The following is a 16,506-nucleotide window of genomic DNA, read 5'->3' as shown; positions in this document are numbered from 1 at the left end:
TATCCCTCCCGCTGGATTATTAATCTGTTATATCTGTAAAAATTTCTTCTGTATCCGGGGTTTCTTCAATATATCCTGTTTTATGAAGCCAATTCATTGTTTCTTCCCAGGATTCTGCACTTTGACTTCCAAAAGGTTCTTGTTCGGTCTCCATTTTTTCTAGTAATACATCAAGGCTTTCTTCTTCGACTTCACGCTCTAACGGAAAGTTCTCCTGGTCCTGGTGGTCAAGCAAGATATCAAGGCTTTCATCTGGATTTTCTTTCATAAATTCATAGCCTTTTTCAGCTGCAGCCCAGAAAGACTGGATCTTTTCTTCCTCTTCATTGAGATTATCTTCATTTGTAACCAAAACTAATTCGTAAAAAGAAGGTACGCCGTAATTCACCGGGTTAAGGTAATCAACGTTGTGACCTTCATGTTCAAGCACCGGCACTTCATGGTTAATATAAGCGCCAACTACAGCATCGGTTCTTTTCGAAACAAGCCCTGAATTAAGCTCAAACCCAATATCAATCAGTTCTACCTCATCGAAGCTGCCGCCGTCTTCTTCTACCATCGTTTCGAGGATCGGTTCATTGACAGGGATTCCCGGGTAGCCGACTTTTTTACCTTCTAAATCAGACGGGGAGTCAATATCTGCATCTTCTAAGTGAACAATATGGTTTAAAGGGGAGCGCACAATAGCTGCAACGGAAACAATCGGGACTCCTTCATTGCGGGCAGTAATGACATCTGGCTGATACGTAATTCCGAGATCAACTTCGCCTGTCGCCGCAAGATTCAAAGGGTCTGTTGGATTGGTAGGGAACTTAATATTCACGTCAAGTCCTTCTTCTTCAAAATATCCTGCTTCTTGTGCTACATATAAGTAACTATGTACAGCATTCGGATACCAATCGAGCATAATATCTACTTCCTCGAGCTCCTCGTCCGCTGCCCCATCTTCCGCTTGATTCTCTTCTTCCTCCGCATTACAACCTGACAGCGCAGCTAACGAAAATGCGAGTACACTAGCTATGCTTTTTGGGTTTTTCCATCTTTTTTTCATGATTTAGCCCTCCATTTTTTTGTTGTAATTTTTTCTAAAAGTTTTATTGCTAAAAATAATAAAATCCCAAGCAGAGATAACAGAAAGATTGGCGCAAACACCCCTGCGCCGTCCATTTGTGTCATCATACGGCGGCTGAAGTAACCAAGCCCCGCGTTTGCCCCGAGCCACTCCCCAATTGCAGCCCCTATAACGCTCATCGTGACAGCTACTTTCATACCAGAATAAACATACGGCAGAGCGGAGGGCACTTTTACTTTCAAAAAAATTTGTTTCGAGCTTGCTCCCATTGTTTTCAGTAAATCTTCCATTTCCTTGTTGGCTGACCTTAAGCCGTCAAACGTACTCACCGTAATTGGAAAAAAAGTAATTAAAACGGTGACTGCCACCTTACTCCAGATTGAGTAGCCAAACCAAAGCACAAAAATTGGAGCAAGGGCTATAATGGGTATAGTCTGAGACGTAATAAGGAGCGGGAAGATACTGCGCTCAATCACTCGGCTTTGATTCATCCAAATGGCAAGTCCTGCTCCACAAAAAATGGAGATCGCCAGTCCCATCAGAATAATTTGTACAGTGGCGGGAAGGTGCACAAGAAATAACACATCTCGAAGCTCCCAAAGCTTTAATAATATTTCTGTCGGAGAGGGCAAAATATATGCTTGATCATATAGCCTGGCACTAATTTCCCAAACAATAAAAAAAATTGCTGCAATAAATGCCGATCCTGCATAGGAAAAACTGCTATTCACTTTGCTTTTCATGATTGCACCCTCGTTTTCATCCTGCTTAGCAGCTCATTTTTCAAGGCCATAAACTCTGGGGTGCTTCTAGTTTCGGTCCCTCTCGGCCGGCTTAACGGAATGACTGCTTCTTCAAGCTGGTTTTCTATTGGAGGGTTAGTAAATAAAAAAATACGATCTGATAAAAATACTGCTTCTTCAATGTCATGTGTAATAAAAATCAGTGTCTTCTGCCAGGTGCTCCACTGTTCAAGCAGCCACTCCTGCATCATGAAACGGGTCATCGCATCGAGCGCACTAAAGGGTTCATCGAGAAGCAATATATCATTTCCGCTTAACATTGCCCGTAAAAAAGAAACTCTCTGCCTCATGCCGCCGGATAATTCATGGGGATAGCGATTTTCCGTGCCGGCAAGTCCAAACTTGTCTAGATGTTTTTTAACTTTCTGACGTGCTTCCGTTTTTTTCACTCCTTTTACCTCCAACGGCAGTACGCCGTTTTCCAGCACCGTACGCCAAGGAAGCAGTAAATCATTTTGCGGCATATAGCCCACTTTCCCAAGGCGGTTTTTCTCTTCTTTTTGATCGATATAAATGTGGCCTTCCTTTGGAATATCAAGGCCTGTTGCAAGCCTGAAAAACGTTGACTTACCAGAACCGCTCGGTCCAAGCAAGCTGACAAATTCTCTTTTATAGATGTCAATATTAAGATGTTTAAAAATAGGTAAAGCATGTTCTTCTTGTCCATAATGAAAAGAAACATTCTGAAAAGTGAGCTGTGTTCGTGCATTTTGCTTATCCATAGACCATCCACACTTTTTGCCTGATAATTATACTCCACCCCCGCGCCTTTCCATCCTTTTCTGTTTCATTTTTCCAATAATAAAGACCACTCCAGCGAAGAGTGGTCATGGGTTTGCATAAAATGACATAAACAGAATAAACCTATCATCATTTTAGGCTCGCTCACACTTCCCTCCGCTAGTACGAACTAGTTCAGGTTCCAGGGTTAGGACAATATAAGTCCCTCTCAGCTATGATCCAGCACCCCTAGTGTCAAGCTATTCGATTGTTTTATAAGCTCACTTCATAACAATTATCTCCTTTTTAACATAGCACAAATCTTAAGCTGCGAAAACCCATTCCTTAATAAATCATTGACGTACTGCACATGCTAAGCGAAATTGATTGAAATGGAGGATGGATATGGAACGCAGGAATCAACCGCCAAGAAACAATCCAGCTGCTCAAGAAGACGAGGCCTGGAGAGAATTTCCGGCCCCTCAGGAACAAGTGGCTGATCCGTTTGTAGAAGGTACGGAAAATGGAGAAATAGAAGAAGACCGTGAACCAGATTTTCCAGAGGAAGAAGAAGGTATTATGGAGAGTGAAGATCAAAGTTAACATAAAATAGAGACCATAAGAATTGGGCTGTCACGACACGAAAAAGAAGGAGCCATTCCACATATAAGCTCCTTCTTCTCAAACTTTGTTATTTTAATAGAAGGCTGAGTTTAAAACCATTTTCCTTGTTCGATACCCCAATGGCTGCTCCGTCCCGGCGTGAATCAGCTACTCCATGATACGTGCCGTTTTCATGATCTATTAAAATACTTTGGACGTTCCCAATTGATCGAGGGCTGTTTTCATAGCGGTGCCCCATTTCCATTAACTCTTCTCTTACTTCTTCCGGCACTCCTTCTTCCCACCTTGTCTCGGAAGTATGAGAGTTATAAATACGAGGCTCTTCCACAGCATCTTTTAATTCCATGTCATACTCTATAATATTCAAAAATGTTTGCAGTACGGAAGCAATGATCGTTGGTCCGCCCGGTGATCCTAAGGTTAACACAGGTTTTCCATCTTCTAATACGATGGTCGGTGTCATAGAGCTTAGTGGTCGTTTGTTTGGCTGCACTTCATTAGCACCTCCTGGTCTAGCGTCAAAATCAGTTAATTCGTTATTTAACATAAACCCATATTCCGGAACCATAATGCCTGTGCCAAATACTTGTTCAATCGTTGTCGTATAGGAGACAACATTTCCCCACTTGTCAGCTACCGTAAAGTGTGTGGTTTCACCAATTTCTTTGTCATCTGCTTGTTCCACAATTTCCTTCGTTTGTTCTGCCTCCTCAAACTTCCATGGATCCCCTGCTTCGACATGTTCATTTCTTTCATCCACAGACAGCTGTTCTTTTCTCTCTTTGATGTAATCTGGATGCAGCAGCCCCTCCATTGGTACATCAACAAATTCTGGATCGCCCGCGTATGCTGCCCGGTCAGCATACGCAAGTCTCATGACCTCAGATAATAGATGATATTTTTCAACTGAACGACTATCATACTGACTAATATCAAAGTCTTCTAGCATTTTAATCATTTGTAAAAGAAACAACCCGCCGGAGCTTGGAGGAGGCATGCTTGCAATTTCATACCCTTTATAGTCTCCATATACAGCGTCATCCACTGTCACATCATAGTTTTGAAGGTCCTCCTTTGTCATACTTCCTTCGAAGTCCTGAACAGTTTCTGCCAATGCTTTGCCGATTTTTCCGTCATATAAAATGTCGGACCCATGAGAACGAATTAATTTTAACGTATGAGCCAAATCGTTTTGCTTAAATAACGTACCTTCTTCTAGCGGTTCTCCATCGGGAAGAAAAACGTCAGCAGCTGCACTTTGGGTTAATTTTTCTTCATTTTCTTCAATGGCTTTTACTAATTGCCTGTCCGCTTTAAACCCTTTTTCTGCTAATTTAACGGCAGGAGTAATAAGCTGCTGCATAGGACGTGTCCCCCATTTGTCCAGCGCTTCTTCCAATCCTTTCAGTGTACCCGGAACACCAACAGCGTCACCGCTTGTCGACCGAACGGCAAATGGGATAATTTTCTCCTTTTCGTCTAAAAACATATCCGGTTCAGCGCCCTCGGGTGCACGTTCGCGGCTGTTTATAATGGATATGTCCTCTGTGTCAGCATTATATACCATCATAAATCCTCCGCCGCCAATCCCTGACATGTACGGCTCTACCACATTTAATGCAAACTGAACAGCCACAGAGGCATCAACCGCATTTCCTCCCTTTTTTAATATTTCTGCCCCTACTTCTGTTGCTAATGGATGAGAGGTGGAGACCATTCCATCTGTACCTTCTGCTACTTCCGCCGCTTCTGTTTGTTGTTTTTTCGCTAAAGTTTGCTGAGGTGTAAAACTTCCAATTAAAAAGATGATAAGAAATACAGATAAAAACTTTGCTGCCGTGGTCTTCATTTTTTCAGCCCCTTTTTAAATAGTTTTATGGACAAGTAATTTCTAGAAATTATGAAGACCGCTAATCTATTATTACTGTATTTCTATAAAATGGTTAAATGGTTATGGTCGAAGAACAAAATTTCAAAAAAGAGGACTTTCCACCGTTATAATGAACCTAAGCACATTCTACTTGTGAAGGGTAATTTGTGAAATAATCTTCCAACTTACCCTTAAACAACAGAACGATATGTTATAGTACGGGAGAACACTTTCGAAAGAATTAAAGGGGAAAAAGCCCAATGAAAAACCTGTTTTGTATATGGAACATTAAGACATGGATTGAGAAATTACGAAAGCTATTTAAAAGGGAAAACAGAAAAAGAAATTCCTGCTGTAACCACTGGGCGAATGACAGTAGTGGAGCATGGAGCATTTCCTTGCCTTTTTCCTGAAGGGGAAGATGTCATCAAGGAGAGTTAATGTACGTGTCAGATGACCTTTTCCCTGACATACTAGAAGTTTTAGATTGGCTGGAGGGATATGATAAAGAAGATCCATCATCCAGCATGTATCTCAGACAAGTTGTAACTGTGGAAAATAAAGACGGAGAAATCGTGGACGCTTATATTTATTACTGGAATAGGAATGGCGGAACAGGAGAGTACATCCCAGGTGGATGCTGGGTTTCTTATTCATCTGAAGAAAAAGAAAAACGAGAACAGAAGAGTTAAAGTGGATGGGGACGTGTTGGTGCGGACCCTCATTCCTCCACTTTTTATTTTATCAGCACTCGGTCCGCAAGAACGTCATAAAGGATGGTTTCTATGAAAATAGCGGAACCTCTGTCCTCATGCCGCAAACTCTGCCCTCCAACAAAAAAGAAGATGGCCAAGTGAAATACCTGGCACATCCCCTTCGATTGCTATTATTCACCAAATTTAAGCTCCCCATGGTAAGCTGCACGGTACCGGTCTCTAATGTCATCGAGTGAGTAGGGTTTCGGGCTTCGAGCGAGCAGCCTTGTTTGTTCGATTCCGCTCTTTGCTAACTGCTCGATATCTTTTTCTTCAATACCGAACTTATCCAATGTGGAAGGTATGCCGACTTCATCGACAATATGTTTCAGTTCTTTTACCGCGGCAATGGCTGTTTCACGTTTGTTAAGGTGCTCAGATTTCACACCGAGCGCATCTGCCATTAGCACCATTTTATCTATACATGACGGCCAGATGTAGTCAAAGATATAAGGCAGCAGCACTGCATTTGATTCACCGTGAGGAATTTTAAACAATCCGCCTAATGGGTACGCAAGAGCATGGACACCTGCGACACCGGCATTATAAAAGCTCATCCCTGCGGTCATACTGCCCCATGCCATATTTTTTCTCGCTTCTACGTCGCCCCCGTTCCAGACCGCTGTCCGGATATTGGAAGAAATTCTTTTAATAGCATCCAGAGCGAGCGCGTCTGTCAGCGGAGTGGCGTTAATCGAAATCAGTGCTTCCACGGCGTGAGTAAGGGCATCTACTCCAGTAGAAGCGGTAATCCGAGCCGGAAGTGTGTAAGTGAGCTCTGGGTCCACCACCGCTGCATCTGCGAGTAAATTTTCATGTGTAATCGCATCTTTCGTATCTTTCAACGAAAATACAGAGATATCTGTAACTTCAGCTCCTGTTCCGGATGTGGTTGGGATTAATATTTTTGGAAGTCCTTTAGACGTGAAATTTTTCGTGCCTGTTAGATTCAAATAGTCCTCTACATTTCCTTCGTTCTCTTTTAATACGGCAACAGCTTTCGCGATATCCAGTGAGCTTCCGCCGCCGATACCGATCACGAAATCTGCATTAAAATCTTTTACGGCCTGCAGGGCTTTGTTTCCTATCTCGAGCGGCGGCTCAGGAACAAGCTCGGAGTAGATTTTATATTCTAAGCCTGCTCCATTAAGTTGTTCTTCTAGTTTTTTCACAATCCCCGCATCGATAACACCTGGATCTGCAAATACCATAATCCGCTTGGCATCAAATGATTGAACGATTGCGGGCACTTCTTTGATAGATCCTTCTCCTGATACAATTTTAAGAGGTGACGCAAAGGTTTTATACATTGGTATGACACTCCTTCTCTATTAATTAACTGCTTGTTTTTACATTAGATTTCGTTGGAACATTTGCTTGACTTGATGTAGCCAGCGTGACCACATACATGACAATCATGCTTACTAATACACCAATACCTGCTGCCCCGAATGGGTTCGAAAAGTTAAAACCAAACGGCAAATAAACAATCCAATAGATAACTGTACCCGCCAGCAGTGAGGACAAAGCAGCTGTTTTGGTTGCTCTTTCCCAAAGAGCTCCGACGACAAGCGGTCCAGCTGTCGCTGCCATAATACCTCCGATACCAATCCACATAAACACAGCCAGGTATTGTGGAGGCGTCCATGCTAAGAAGACAGCTGCAATAATAACGACAAATGTACTATAACGGCTGATTAAAAGCTCATTTCTTTCGGCTTTTTCTTTCGTAATGTTCATTTTCGGAACAAAGGTTTTCCGATACAAATCATTTGCCAATAACTGCGTCAGTGAAACCACTAAACCGTCTGAGGTGGACATAACTGCTGATAATACCGCTACAGCAAAGAAGGCAGCAATAGCGGGCGGAAAGATTTCACTAAACAGCACCGGTATAATCTGGTCAGGAGAAATGCCTGCATCGGTTCCTACAACCGCAAGTCCAAGCATGCCGCCAAGTGCCATTAATGGCAGGATCGTTGCAAAAATCGTGCAGTACATAATAAGTTTTTTCAAATCACGACCGGATTTAACAGCCATAAATTTATTTCCTAAATGAGGAAGAACCGCAAATGGCAAATGAGCGATAAATAAAAGTGCAACCAACCAAAAGGCTCCGTACGTGTCATCCCCTGGAAGAAATAGATTATTAAACCCGCCTTGAGGATTCTCCTCATCAATCGTTGCAAGCATATCGCCAAACCCTCCGTCTACGCCAACGCTTCCCATAAAGCAAAAGAATACGACAGCAGCGGTAATAACCATTAAAAATCCTTGAATAGCGTCTGTCATAATATCAGAGTGTGAACCACCCATGAACACGTACACGGCAAGTACCACAGCAGTAATAATGAGACCGGTTTCATAATTCACACCCATCATCATCTGGAACATCGTAGCGGCAGCTACAAATTGAGATACAACGTAGAAAATTAATAAGATCGATATAATGGTTAATGCAATACGAAGAAAATCACTGTTGTACCGCTCGCCAATAAATTCAGGAATGGTTCTTGTACCAAATTTATCTCCATATTTTTTGATTACTTTGGCAACAAACAGCATCCCAATAACAGTGGCAATCGGGTAAAGCAATGGATACCATAAACTTGGAGTTCCTATGTCATAAGCAAGACCAGGCATCCCCATAAATGTCGAACCACTGGAAATCCCTGCTGCAATAACAAGAGATATTGCTAATGGTCCATAACTAGATCGGGCTGTTGCAAAGTCATCGGATGTATTCGTTTTTTTCATGCCGACCCAGCCCAGAACAAGCATAAGGCCGATAAAAAACGCCATAAAAATCCATGAATACGTTACAATGGTAGTGTTCATCATTCCTACCTCCTATTCCTCTTCATTTAACAAATTTGTTTTCCACAAAATAAGCGCCATCCCAATCCAGCTACTGGATATTAAAATCGCCATAATAACGAGCATATTCATACCTTTTCAGCCTCCTTATCGATAAATTGATAGATTTCCGGAAACTTCTCCACCTTGTCAGCAGAGTCGGTCATCGGCTCATATAAAAAGGTTTTCTTTTTTTTTCTCCAGCGTCCGCTTTTTTCGATGAGATGATAAGGAACATAGACGGCAGAGCTCGATAATAGTTTTATTTTCGGCACACTCCACGACCTGGCATGGTGAAGATAGTAGCGGCGAACCGTTTCATGTGCCTCCTCTATACATTCCTTTTCATCCATAGCTGCTTCCATGACAGCGGAAGGCTCCACTTCTTTTGTCAGAAAAGAAGGACGCTGATCGGCAATGCTGCTGCCGCCTCTAACACGGTCTGTCATCATTGTTATTTTTTCTTTTCTTTTTCCAAAGATCGAGCGATACTCTACGAACCACTCTGTGGTGTATTGAGGATAATAGACAGCAGCAGATTCTTCTTTCTTTTGACAATCAAATACGTGAAGCTTCATCGCTTTCCACCTACCCTTTGTAGTTGATGCTGATCATTTTTAGCTCTGTCATTTCTTCGATCGCATACTTCACGCCTTCTCTTCCGTAACCAGAATCCTTTACCCCGCCATATGGCATATGGTCAAAGCGCAAGGTTGGCACGTCATTAATAAGCACCTGTCCGACTTCAAGGTCGTGAGCCATGTTTATGGCCTGGCGCAAGTTATTGCTGAACAATCCTGCATTCAAGCCGTACCGGCTGTCATTCATAAGCTCAAGCGCTTCAGAAGCATTTGCGACTTTATTAATCAAAACAACAGGCCCGAACACTTCGTTGCATGAGATTTTTTCGTTTCTATCAACGTTTGAAAGAACGGTTGGAAGAACGCCATTCGCTTTTCCTTCTCCGCCGGTTAACACTTCTGCTCCATTAGCTTTTGCTTCAGCGATCCAACCGAGTACACGCTGTTGTGATTTCTTATTGATTAAACTAGACACAACCGTACTCTCTTCAGAAGGGTCGCCAAACTTTATGTTTTTCGCTTTTTCTGCAAAAGCTTGTTTAAAAGATTCAAAGAGAGAATCATGAACATAAATTCTCTGCGTGCTAAGACAGACCTGGCCATTATAGGCAAAAGCTCCAGCAGCAGCTTTCCCAGCTATTTCATCTAATTGATCTGCGCAGCTTTCATCCACATACATGGCGGAATTGCTGCCAAGTTCAAGCGTTACACGTTTGAGTCCTGCCTTACTTTTAATCAGCTTGCCGACTTCCGGGCTTCCTGTGAAGGAGATCTTTTTCACTCTTTCATCCTGGTTCATTACTTCACCAAGTGTGGGGCCATCTCCAGGAATAACGGCAATGGCGCCTTTCGGAAGACCGGACTGTGTTAAAATTTCTGCTAAAAATATGCTGGAAAGCGGTGTTTGCTCAGCCGGTTTAATAACAACTGTATTTCCTGCGGCAACGGCCGGACCGACTTTATGCGTTGTTAAATTTAGCGGGAAATTAAATGGAGTAATCGCCCCGATGACGCCAAGCGGCTCATGAATCGTAAAGGCATCGCGGCCTCCGCCTCCTTCTGCTGCATCAAGCGGGAGATATTCGCCGTTTAACCGTTTTGCTTCCTCGGCTGAAAAACGAAGCGTCTGGATCGTCCGGTTTACTTCTCCTCTTGCTGCATTAATCGGTTTACTGGCTTCTTTAGAAATGATTTGTGCTGCTTCTTCCTGTTTTTCTAGTAATCTATCAGCCGCTTCAAATAAAATGTCAGCTCGTTCTTTCGATGTCATCGCTTTCATTTCTAAGAAAGTTCGATCCGCTAAAGCGATCGCTTCTTCCATGTCTTCTTTGGCGCCTTCTGTAATATCTGCTATCTTTTCTTCTGTATGCGGGTGATACAGTGGGTACGTATGATTTGTTGTTTTTTCTTCTCCATTTAAAAATAATCCTTTTACCATAATGCCCTCCTAATTTCTTTATGAATACGTATTCAATCAGCTGTAAAAGAAAGTCCGTGCTTTTTAGACCTTGCACGTTGTCTTTCGTGTGTACAATACCGGGTCCATTGTAATTTGGATCTGTTCTTTCGGATCATTTTCCCCTTCAACCATCTCAATTAAATGCTCAATTCCCAACCTGCCGAGATTTTTATCCGTCTGATGTCCAATAGTAGTTAACTCAAAGGAATGGTGACGGGCCATTCTCACATTATCCATTCCGCAGATACTAATATCATCCGGGATGCTGTAGCCCAGCTCTTTCAGCGTATCAATCGCAAAAATTGCAATAGCATCGGTGGCTGCAAAAATAGCTGTCGGTTTATGCTTACGTCCCATCATATTCAGGACAGCTTCCTGGATTGCTTTCTCACTTGTATCTGTTTCGTGTATGAGCGCGTGATCTAAAGCAGCACGTTTTTCTATTTGCTCTGAAAAACCGATGTATCTGCCATAAAAGGTAGACGTATACAAAGGTCCGCCTATATAGCCTATTTTCTCGTGGCCAAGGTCTAACAAGTGATCAGCCGCCATCTTCCCGGCTTTTTCATTATCAATTTCTACAAAGCTGCCGCCCTTGTTGTGTTTTCTGTTAAACATCACAAACGGTATATTTAAGGATTGCAGCTCTTCATAAATAGGATCATCCATAAAGATAGAAGATAAAATAAGGCCATCAAGCTGCATCGACAGCACCGATTCATACACGGTCATATTATTCCCCATGTTTTCAAAAAACACGTTAATTTTATATCCCTTTTCATTTGCATAGTTAACAATAGAAGTCGTTGTTTCTACGAAAAAAGGATTGTGTAAGGGACCTGAAATTAAAGCAAGCGTTTTCGTTTGTTTGCTTACAAGAGACCGTGCAATAGAATTTGGGCGGTAATTCAGCTCTTTCATTGCTTTTGTCACTTTTTCGATGTTGTCTCTGCTTACTCTGTGAGAATTGTTCAATACCCGTGAAACCGTTGATTGGGAAACACCAGCTCGTTTTGCTACATCTTTTGATGAAACCATAACAGCTCCTTCTTTAAATTGAATACGTATTCAAATGTTTATGTAAATCATACTAAATTTTCATTCTATTTTTGTCAAGCTTAAAACCAGTGTAATTTCCTTCTATTTTAAATTTTTAAGATAAATCATTTACTTTGTATCCGTTTGAATTTATAATGTTTTCATGAATACGTATTCAAATAATAGCGGTTTTTTGGAAGCGATATCAAATCCAACAAGGAGTGAGTTTTCATGGCTACGTATTTGAAGAAGGGAAAAAGTGAAGAAGAAATTCAAGAAGCTGATGCAAAAGTACAAGACGCTGTAAAAAATATTATTGAGGATGTAGAAAACCGGGGAGACGAGGCGATCCGCGAACTATCAGAGCGATTTGACAAATGGACACCGGACAGCTTTCTCCTCTCTGAATCAGAAATAGAAAGCATAGTAGCCTCTGTTCCAGATGAAGTTATGGAAGATATAAAGTTTGCTCAAGAGCAAATTCGCAATTTTGCCGAACATCAAAGAAAATCGATCCGGGACATTGAAGTAGAAACGAGACCTGGAGTGATTCTTGGCCATAAAAACATACCAGTAAACAGCGTAGGATGTTACATTCCGGGCGGGCGCTATCCAATGGTTGCTTCTTCTCACATGAGTATATTGACAGCAAAAGTCGCCGGTGTTGAACGAATCATTGCCTGCACTCCTCCTTGCCAGGGAGAAATTCCGGCAGCAACAGTGGCAGCAATGCATCTAGCAGGTGCTGATGAAATTTACATTCTTGGCGGAGTACAAGCGATGACCGCAATGGCTGTCGGCACAGAAACCATTGAACCTGTAGATATGATTGTCGGGCCTGGTAACCCGTTTGTTGCAGAAGCAAAGCGCCAGCTGTTTGGCCGTGTCGGAATTGATTTATTTGCAGGTCCTACTGAAACCCTCGTGATTGCTGATGATACAGCAGATGTGGAAATGGTAGCCACTGATATTTTAGGTCAAGCCGAACACGGACCAACTTCCCCTGGTGCTTTAATCACTACTTCTAAAAAGCTTGCGGAATCGCTCGATGATGAGATTGCCCGTCAGTTAAAATCTCTTTCTACGGCTGACGTGGCAGAAGCAGCTTGGCGTGACAACGGCTCTATTATTCTTGTAGACAGCCTCGAAGAAGCCGTTATCGAAGCTGATAAACTAGCATATGAGCACGTAGAAGTCATAACAGAAGACCCTGATTACTTCCTTGAAAATCTATCAAACTACGGTGCGCTGTTTTTAGGGCCAGAAACAAACGTCGCTTACGGCGATAAAGTGATTGGTACCAACCACACGCTGCCAACAAAAAAAGCAGCTCGCTACACCGGCGGTCTCTGGGTCGGAAAATTCCTCAAAAACTGTACCTATCAAAAAGCTACCAAAGAAGCGAGCGTTGAAATCGGAAAATATGCCGAGCGTCTTTGTGAGCTTGAAGGATTTATGGGGCACAAAGAACAAGCTTCGCTTCGTGTGAGACGATACAGCAATTAAGAAAAAAAGACACTGGGCTTCACTCTGCCTAGTGTCTACTTTTTATTTAAAAAATTATCGTCTGTTTTGCTCTAGAATTTTATCTGCACGTTTTCTCAGTGACTTCGTCCATAAAATCGAATAAACGAGCTAATAATTGTTTCATTTCATTACCTTCTTTTTAAATGGAATACCTTTATTATGATCCTTATTTTTCCACTTCTAAACGGAAATAATGAAATGAAAACGAAAACAAAAGTGATGTAAGCGTTCATCATGCGCAGATATCTCTTCTTTTTTCCTTTTTTCATTAATGAAGAAAAAAGACACAAGCCCCGTAACGGAGCCTGTGTCATTTTTACATTCCCACTGTTTTATCCTGTTTTGGAATAACAGGGACTCGTTTGTTATTGGTGGATATAACATAAACAGCAGCAAGCGCAATTGCCAGCACAATAAGGGAACCGAGGTTGAGAATTCCTTTTTCATCGAACCAAACAATCGAGTAACCCAGCGCTCCCGTCAGCAATGCGTAATAGATAAACGGGAAGATGGTTTTTCGTATAATGGCTCCTTCTTTCCCAACGAGTCCAACTACTGCACAGGCGGCAACAACGTTATGCACACAGATCATGTTTCCTGCTGCTCCGCCGACAGCCTGCAGAGCAACAATCCAGGTAGAATCTACTCCAATACGTGATCCTACGTCAAATTGGAATAAGGAAAACATCATATTACTTACTGTATTACTCCCGGCGATAAATGCCCCCATGCCTCCGATAAACGTTCCAAATAACGGCCAATACTCGCCGGCTACAGCTGCAACAGCCCCTGCCAATTCTACCGGCATGCTGTCAAAACCTGAAGCACCTCCACCTGAGTTTAAGAAAACTTGCACCATTGGCACGGTGAAGATTAAAGCAGCAGAGGCGGCAATCATCGTTTTAGCAGAATGAGACCATGCTTTTTTGTATGAAGTTCCGTTTAATCCATGAATAAAAAATGTAATTAAAGAAACGACGATAAATACGGTTCCTGGAGAAAATAAAGGTTCAAATCCTGCGGAAATATCTGTTCCAAAAAGATTTTCCATTCCTAACGTCCAGGAACTAAGCCACTCATTAAATGGAAACGCTTGCAATCTTGTGATTACGAGAAAAACACCAATTAACAAATAAGGTATCCACGCACGAACCATGCTCATGTTTCCGCTTTTGTGCGCAATATCTTTGATTTCAATAGAGCCGATCCACTCTGGACTCCATTTTGATTTGTCATCAAAATCCCAAACTTCTTCTTTTGGCGGCATAAGAAATCCTTTTTTCGCTGCTGTTACTACGATAGCTAAACCAACTAATCCGCCGATCATAGATGGGAACTCAGGACCGAGAACATTCGCTACAATCACATATGGAATGGTCATGGAGACCGAAGCGAAAAGCGCAAACTTCCACATTTTAATGCCTTCTGCAAATGATTTATTTTTCCCAAAAAACCTTGTCATCAAAGCGACCATGAATAACGGGATCAGCATCCCCGCTACTGCGTGAAGAATAGCTACTTTTCCAGCAATCTCTGTGGTGAGAGCGAGAAAATTACTGGTGATGGATGCATCAGCCGCTAACCCTTCCTGCACCCCTACAAGCATCGGTGTTCCGGCTGCCCCGAAGGATACTGGTGTGCTTTGAATAACCATCCCTGCGACAACTGCCGCCATCGCTGGAAAGCCTAGTCCAACCAGCAAAGGAACCGCTACGGCTGCCGGAGTTCCAAAACCAGCAGAACCTTCAATAAAGGAACCAAACAACCAGGCAATAATGATAACCTGCACCCGGCGGTCCGGCGAAATATCTGTGAATCCCTGCCGAATGGTTTTTAGCCCGCCGCTTTCTTGCAAGGTGTTCAGAAGCAAAATTGCCCCGAAAATAATATACAACAGGGATATTGCCGTAACCAGACCGTTTACGGACGCTGCTGCTACAGTCGCTCCCGGTACTCCCCATACAAACAATGCCAGTACAACAGCTACCACAAAAGAAATCGGCATGGCTTTACTAGCAGGCCAGCGCAGCCCTACGAGAAACACGGCTACTACAATAATCGGTAAAAGAGATAAAAAGGCCAACATTCCAGTACTCATTTCTTTTCCCCTCTTTCCTTTTTTCATAATATTTTGTTTTTTATATATAAAATAATCCGCCATATGCGGGGCTGCCTATTTATGACGAATTATTTTTTTGAAAAGCGCAAGCGCTCTGGTCAGCCTCGACAGGTAAATGTTCTCCAGGCATAAAGGCGCTTTCTGCCTTTAATTGACTGGAGGTTATTTGACATCAAAACGCAAAATTATATTCTTTCTTCCCTTATAAAAATAGAACAGCAAAAAGCCGCGCCGGCTTATCGTTCAGACTTCCAAACAAGCCGGTCGCGATCTTTATTTTTACACAGACGGTGCGCTTCGTTCTGCTTTTACGAAGCTGTTTCTTAACACACCTATTTCTTCAATTTCACATTCAATCGTACTGCCTTCTCCTGTCATTTCAGCACCGACAGGACTGCCCGTTAAAATGACATCGCCTTTTCTTAAGGTCATCACACTAGATAAATAGGAAATCATTTCGCGAATAGGAACGATCATTAAATCGGTAGGACTGTTTTGTTTCTCCACATTATCCAGTCTCGATTCTACACTTACATGTAATGGATCAAGCTCTGTCTTAAGGTAAGGGCCAAGCGGCGTGAAAGTATCAAACGATTTCCCCGCCATCCAATGACCATCTTCATGGAAGTACTGCGGGGCTGTTACATCATTGCCGACAGTATAGCCAAATACGTGATTCAATACATCTTCTGCTCCCACATTTTTTGTATCTTTTCCAATAACAACAGCCAGCTCTGATTCAAATTTAACTTCTTCAATGCCGCCCGGGATAACAATTTCTTCTTCTGGTCCAATCACAGAAGATGTCGGTTTAAAGAAAAATACAGGGATTTCCGGCAAGGTGTCCGGGCGGTCTTCTGCCTTCGCCACAAAGTTTGCTCCGATGCCAATAATTTGGTTTGGCTCAAGCGGCGCAAGCAATGTCACATCGCTTTCAGAAAAGATTCGCCCAGTATAGCTCCAGTTTTCAAAAATATCTCCTTCAATTTCTTTGATACCTTCTTCCGTTACTACACCGTTAAGAATATCTGATTCGACAGCAAATCTAGTAAATTTCATGATCCAGTTTCCTTTCTATTTCA

At 42.4% G+C, this 16,506-nt stretch carries 13 protein-coding genes, 2 pseudogenes and 1 riboswitch; of the genes and pseudogenes, 4 read left to right on the top strand and 11 right to left on the bottom strand.

Annotated features, from left to right (window positions below):
• Positions 1-19: 19 nt before the first annotated feature.
• Genes ACE1TI_RS00930 through ACE1TI_RS00920 form a run of 3 tightly spaced genes read right to left on the bottom strand, consistent with a single transcriptional unit; the run spans position 20 to position 2,597 of the window.
• A complete protein-coding gene (locus ACE1TI_RS00930; protein WP_375005687.1) occupies positions 20-1,051 on the bottom strand; it encodes an ABC transporter substrate-binding protein in 1,032 nt (343 codons plus the stop codon).
• Positions 1,048-1,815, bottom strand: a complete 768-nt coding sequence (locus tag ACE1TI_RS00925) for an ABC transporter permease (protein ID WP_375005686.1) — start codon at positions 1,813-1,815, stop codon at positions 1,048-1,050. The genes ACE1TI_RS00930 and ACE1TI_RS00925 overlap by 4 nt, the downstream gene beginning before the upstream one ends.
• Complete coding sequence (locus tag ACE1TI_RS00920) at positions 1,812-2,597, bottom strand: ABC transporter ATP-binding protein (RefSeq protein ID WP_375005685.1); 786 nt, start codon at positions 2,595-2,597, stop codon at positions 1,812-1,814. Before ACE1TI_RS00920 ends, ACE1TI_RS00925 begins: the two co-directional genes overlap by 4 nt.
• 153 nt (positions 2,598-2,750) lie before the next feature.
• Positions 2,751-2,856, bottom strand: a riboswitch (TPP riboswitch).
• Between the two features lie 144 nt (positions 2,857-3,000).
• Between ACE1TI_RS00920 and ACE1TI_RS00915 the strand changes: the two genes are divergently transcribed.
• Positions 3,001-3,198: a hypothetical protein gene (locus tag ACE1TI_RS00915; RefSeq protein WP_375005684.1), complete on the top strand. Its 198-nt coding sequence runs from the start codon at positions 3,001-3,003 to the stop codon at positions 3,196-3,198.
• Positions 3,199-3,286: 88 nt separating this feature from the next.
• Here the strand turns inward: ACE1TI_RS00915 and ggt are convergent, their stop codons facing one another.
• A complete protein-coding gene (ggt, locus tag ACE1TI_RS00910) occupies positions 3,287-5,068 on the bottom strand; it encodes a gamma-glutamyltransferase (RefSeq protein ID WP_375005683.1) in 1,782 nt (593 codons plus the stop codon).
• Positions 5,069-5,371: 303 nt separating this feature from the next.
• Here ggt and ACE1TI_RS00905 point away from each other — a divergent pair.
• Positions 5,372-5,530, top strand: a pseudogene (locus ACE1TI_RS00905) (hypothetical protein); the annotation flags it as partial.
• Positions 5,527-5,781: pseudogene (locus ACE1TI_RS00900) on the top strand (gamma-glutamylcyclotransferase family protein); the annotation flags it as partial. The pseudogenes ACE1TI_RS00905 and ACE1TI_RS00900, both read left to right, overlap by 4 nt.
• Positions 5,782-5,975: 194 nt before the next feature.
• Here ACE1TI_RS00900 and ACE1TI_RS00895 read toward each other — a convergent pair.
• The 5 genes from ACE1TI_RS00895 to ACE1TI_RS00875 form a co-directional block, all read right to left on the bottom strand.
• On the bottom strand, positions 5,976-7,160 hold the full coding sequence (locus ACE1TI_RS00895; RefSeq protein ID WP_375005801.1) for an iron-containing alcohol dehydrogenase: 1,185 nt from the start codon (positions 7,158-7,160) through the stop codon (positions 5,976-5,978).
• A gap of 19 nt (positions 7,161-7,179) precedes the next feature.
• Positions 7,180-8,682: a sodium:solute symporter family protein gene (locus ACE1TI_RS00890; protein ID WP_375005682.1), complete on the bottom strand. Its 1,503-nt coding sequence runs from the start codon at positions 8,680-8,682 to the stop codon at positions 7,180-7,182.
• A 107-nt stretch (positions 8,683-8,789) separates the two neighbouring features.
• Positions 8,790-9,278: a hypothetical protein gene (locus ACE1TI_RS00885; protein WP_375005681.1), complete on the bottom strand. Its 489-nt coding sequence runs from the start codon at positions 9,276-9,278 to the stop codon at positions 8,790-8,792.
• Positions 9,279-9,288: 10 nt separating this feature from the next.
• Positions 9,289-10,719 (bottom strand): aldehyde dehydrogenase family protein, encoded by a 1,431-nt coding sequence (locus tag ACE1TI_RS00880; RefSeq protein ID WP_375005680.1) that lies wholly within the window; start codon positions 10,717-10,719, stop codon positions 9,289-9,291.
• A gap of 63 nt (positions 10,720-10,782) precedes the next feature.
• Positions 10,783-11,778 (bottom strand): LacI family DNA-binding transcriptional regulator, encoded by a 996-nt coding sequence (locus ACE1TI_RS00875; protein ID WP_375005679.1) that lies wholly within the window; start codon positions 11,776-11,778, stop codon positions 10,783-10,785.
• Positions 11,779-12,009: 231 nt separating this feature from the next.
• On the opposite strand from ACE1TI_RS00875, the gene hisD reads away from it, so the two are divergent.
• Positions 12,010-13,284 (top strand): histidinol dehydrogenase, encoded by a 1,275-nt coding sequence (hisD, locus tag ACE1TI_RS00870; protein WP_375005678.1) that lies wholly within the window; start codon positions 12,010-12,012, stop codon positions 13,282-13,284.
• A gap of 337 nt (positions 13,285-13,621) precedes the next feature.
• Here the strand turns inward: hisD and ACE1TI_RS00865 are convergent, their stop codons facing one another.
• Both ACE1TI_RS00865 and ACE1TI_RS00860 read right to left on the bottom strand, forming a co-directional pair.
• On the bottom strand, positions 13,622-15,403 hold the full coding sequence (locus tag ACE1TI_RS00865; RefSeq protein WP_375005677.1) for an L-lactate permease: 1,782 nt from the start codon (positions 15,401-15,403) through the stop codon (positions 13,622-13,624).
• Between the two features lie 300 nt (positions 15,404-15,703).
• Positions 15,704-16,483 carry a fumarylacetoacetate hydrolase family protein gene (locus tag ACE1TI_RS00860; RefSeq protein ID WP_375005676.1) on the bottom strand — a complete coding sequence of 260 codons (780 nt, stop codon included), beginning with the start codon at positions 16,481-16,483 and terminating at the stop codon, positions 15,704-15,706.
• Positions 16,484-16,506 lie beyond the last annotated feature (23 nt).

Source organism: Alteribacillus sp. JSM 102045 (genome assembly GCF_041949975.1).
Lineage (GTDB): Bacteria > Bacillota > Bacilli > Bacillales > Marinococcaceae > Alteribacillus.
Note: the sequence above shows the minus strand (reverse complement) of the source record. Positions and strands in the feature narration are given on the sequence as shown.

Excerpts from the sequence above, each read along its gene's own strand:
- ACE1TI_RS00920 (WP_375005685.1), bottom strand. The coding sequence starts at position 2,597 with ATGGATAAGCAAAATGCACGAACACAGCTCACTTTTCAGAATGTTTCT.
- ggt (WP_375005683.1), bottom strand. The coding sequence starts at position 5,068 with ATGAAGACCACGGCAGCAAAGTTTTTATCTGTATTTCTTATCATCTTT.
- ACE1TI_RS00915 (WP_375005684.1), top strand. The coding sequence starts at position 3,001 with ATGGAACGCAGGAATCAACCGCCAAGAAACAATCCAGCTGCTCAAGAA.
- ACE1TI_RS00880 (WP_375005680.1), bottom strand. The coding sequence starts at position 10,719 with ATGGTAAAAGGATTATTTTTAAATGGAGAAGAAAAAACAACAAATCAT.
- hisD (WP_375005678.1), top strand. The coding sequence starts at position 12,010 with ATGGCTACGTATTTGAAGAAGGGAAAAAGTGAAGAAGAAATTCAAGAA.
- ACE1TI_RS00890 (WP_375005682.1), bottom strand. The coding sequence starts at position 8,682 with ATGAACACTACCATTGTAACGTATTCATGGATTTTTATGGCGTTTTTT.
- ACE1TI_RS00930 (WP_375005687.1), bottom strand. The coding sequence starts at position 1,051 with ATGAAAAAAAGATGGAAAAACCCAAAAAGCATAGCTAGTGTACTCGCA.
- ACE1TI_RS00925 (WP_375005686.1), bottom strand. The coding sequence starts at position 1,815 with ATGAAAAGCAAAGTGAATAGCAGTTTTTCCTATGCAGGATCGGCATTT.
- ACE1TI_RS00875 (WP_375005679.1), bottom strand. The coding sequence starts at position 11,778 with ATGGTTTCATCAAAAGATGTAGCAAAACGAGCTGGTGTTTCCCAATCA.
- ACE1TI_RS00865 (WP_375005677.1), bottom strand. The coding sequence starts at position 15,403 with ATGAGTACTGGAATGTTGGCCTTTTTATCTCTTTTACCGATTATTGTA.
- ACE1TI_RS00860 (WP_375005676.1), bottom strand. The coding sequence starts at position 16,483 with ATGAAATTTACTAGATTTGCTGTCGAATCAGATATTCTTAACGGTGTA.
- ACE1TI_RS00885 (WP_375005681.1), bottom strand. The coding sequence starts at position 9,278 with ATGAAGCTTCACGTATTTGATTGTCAAAAGAAAGAAGAATCTGCTGCT.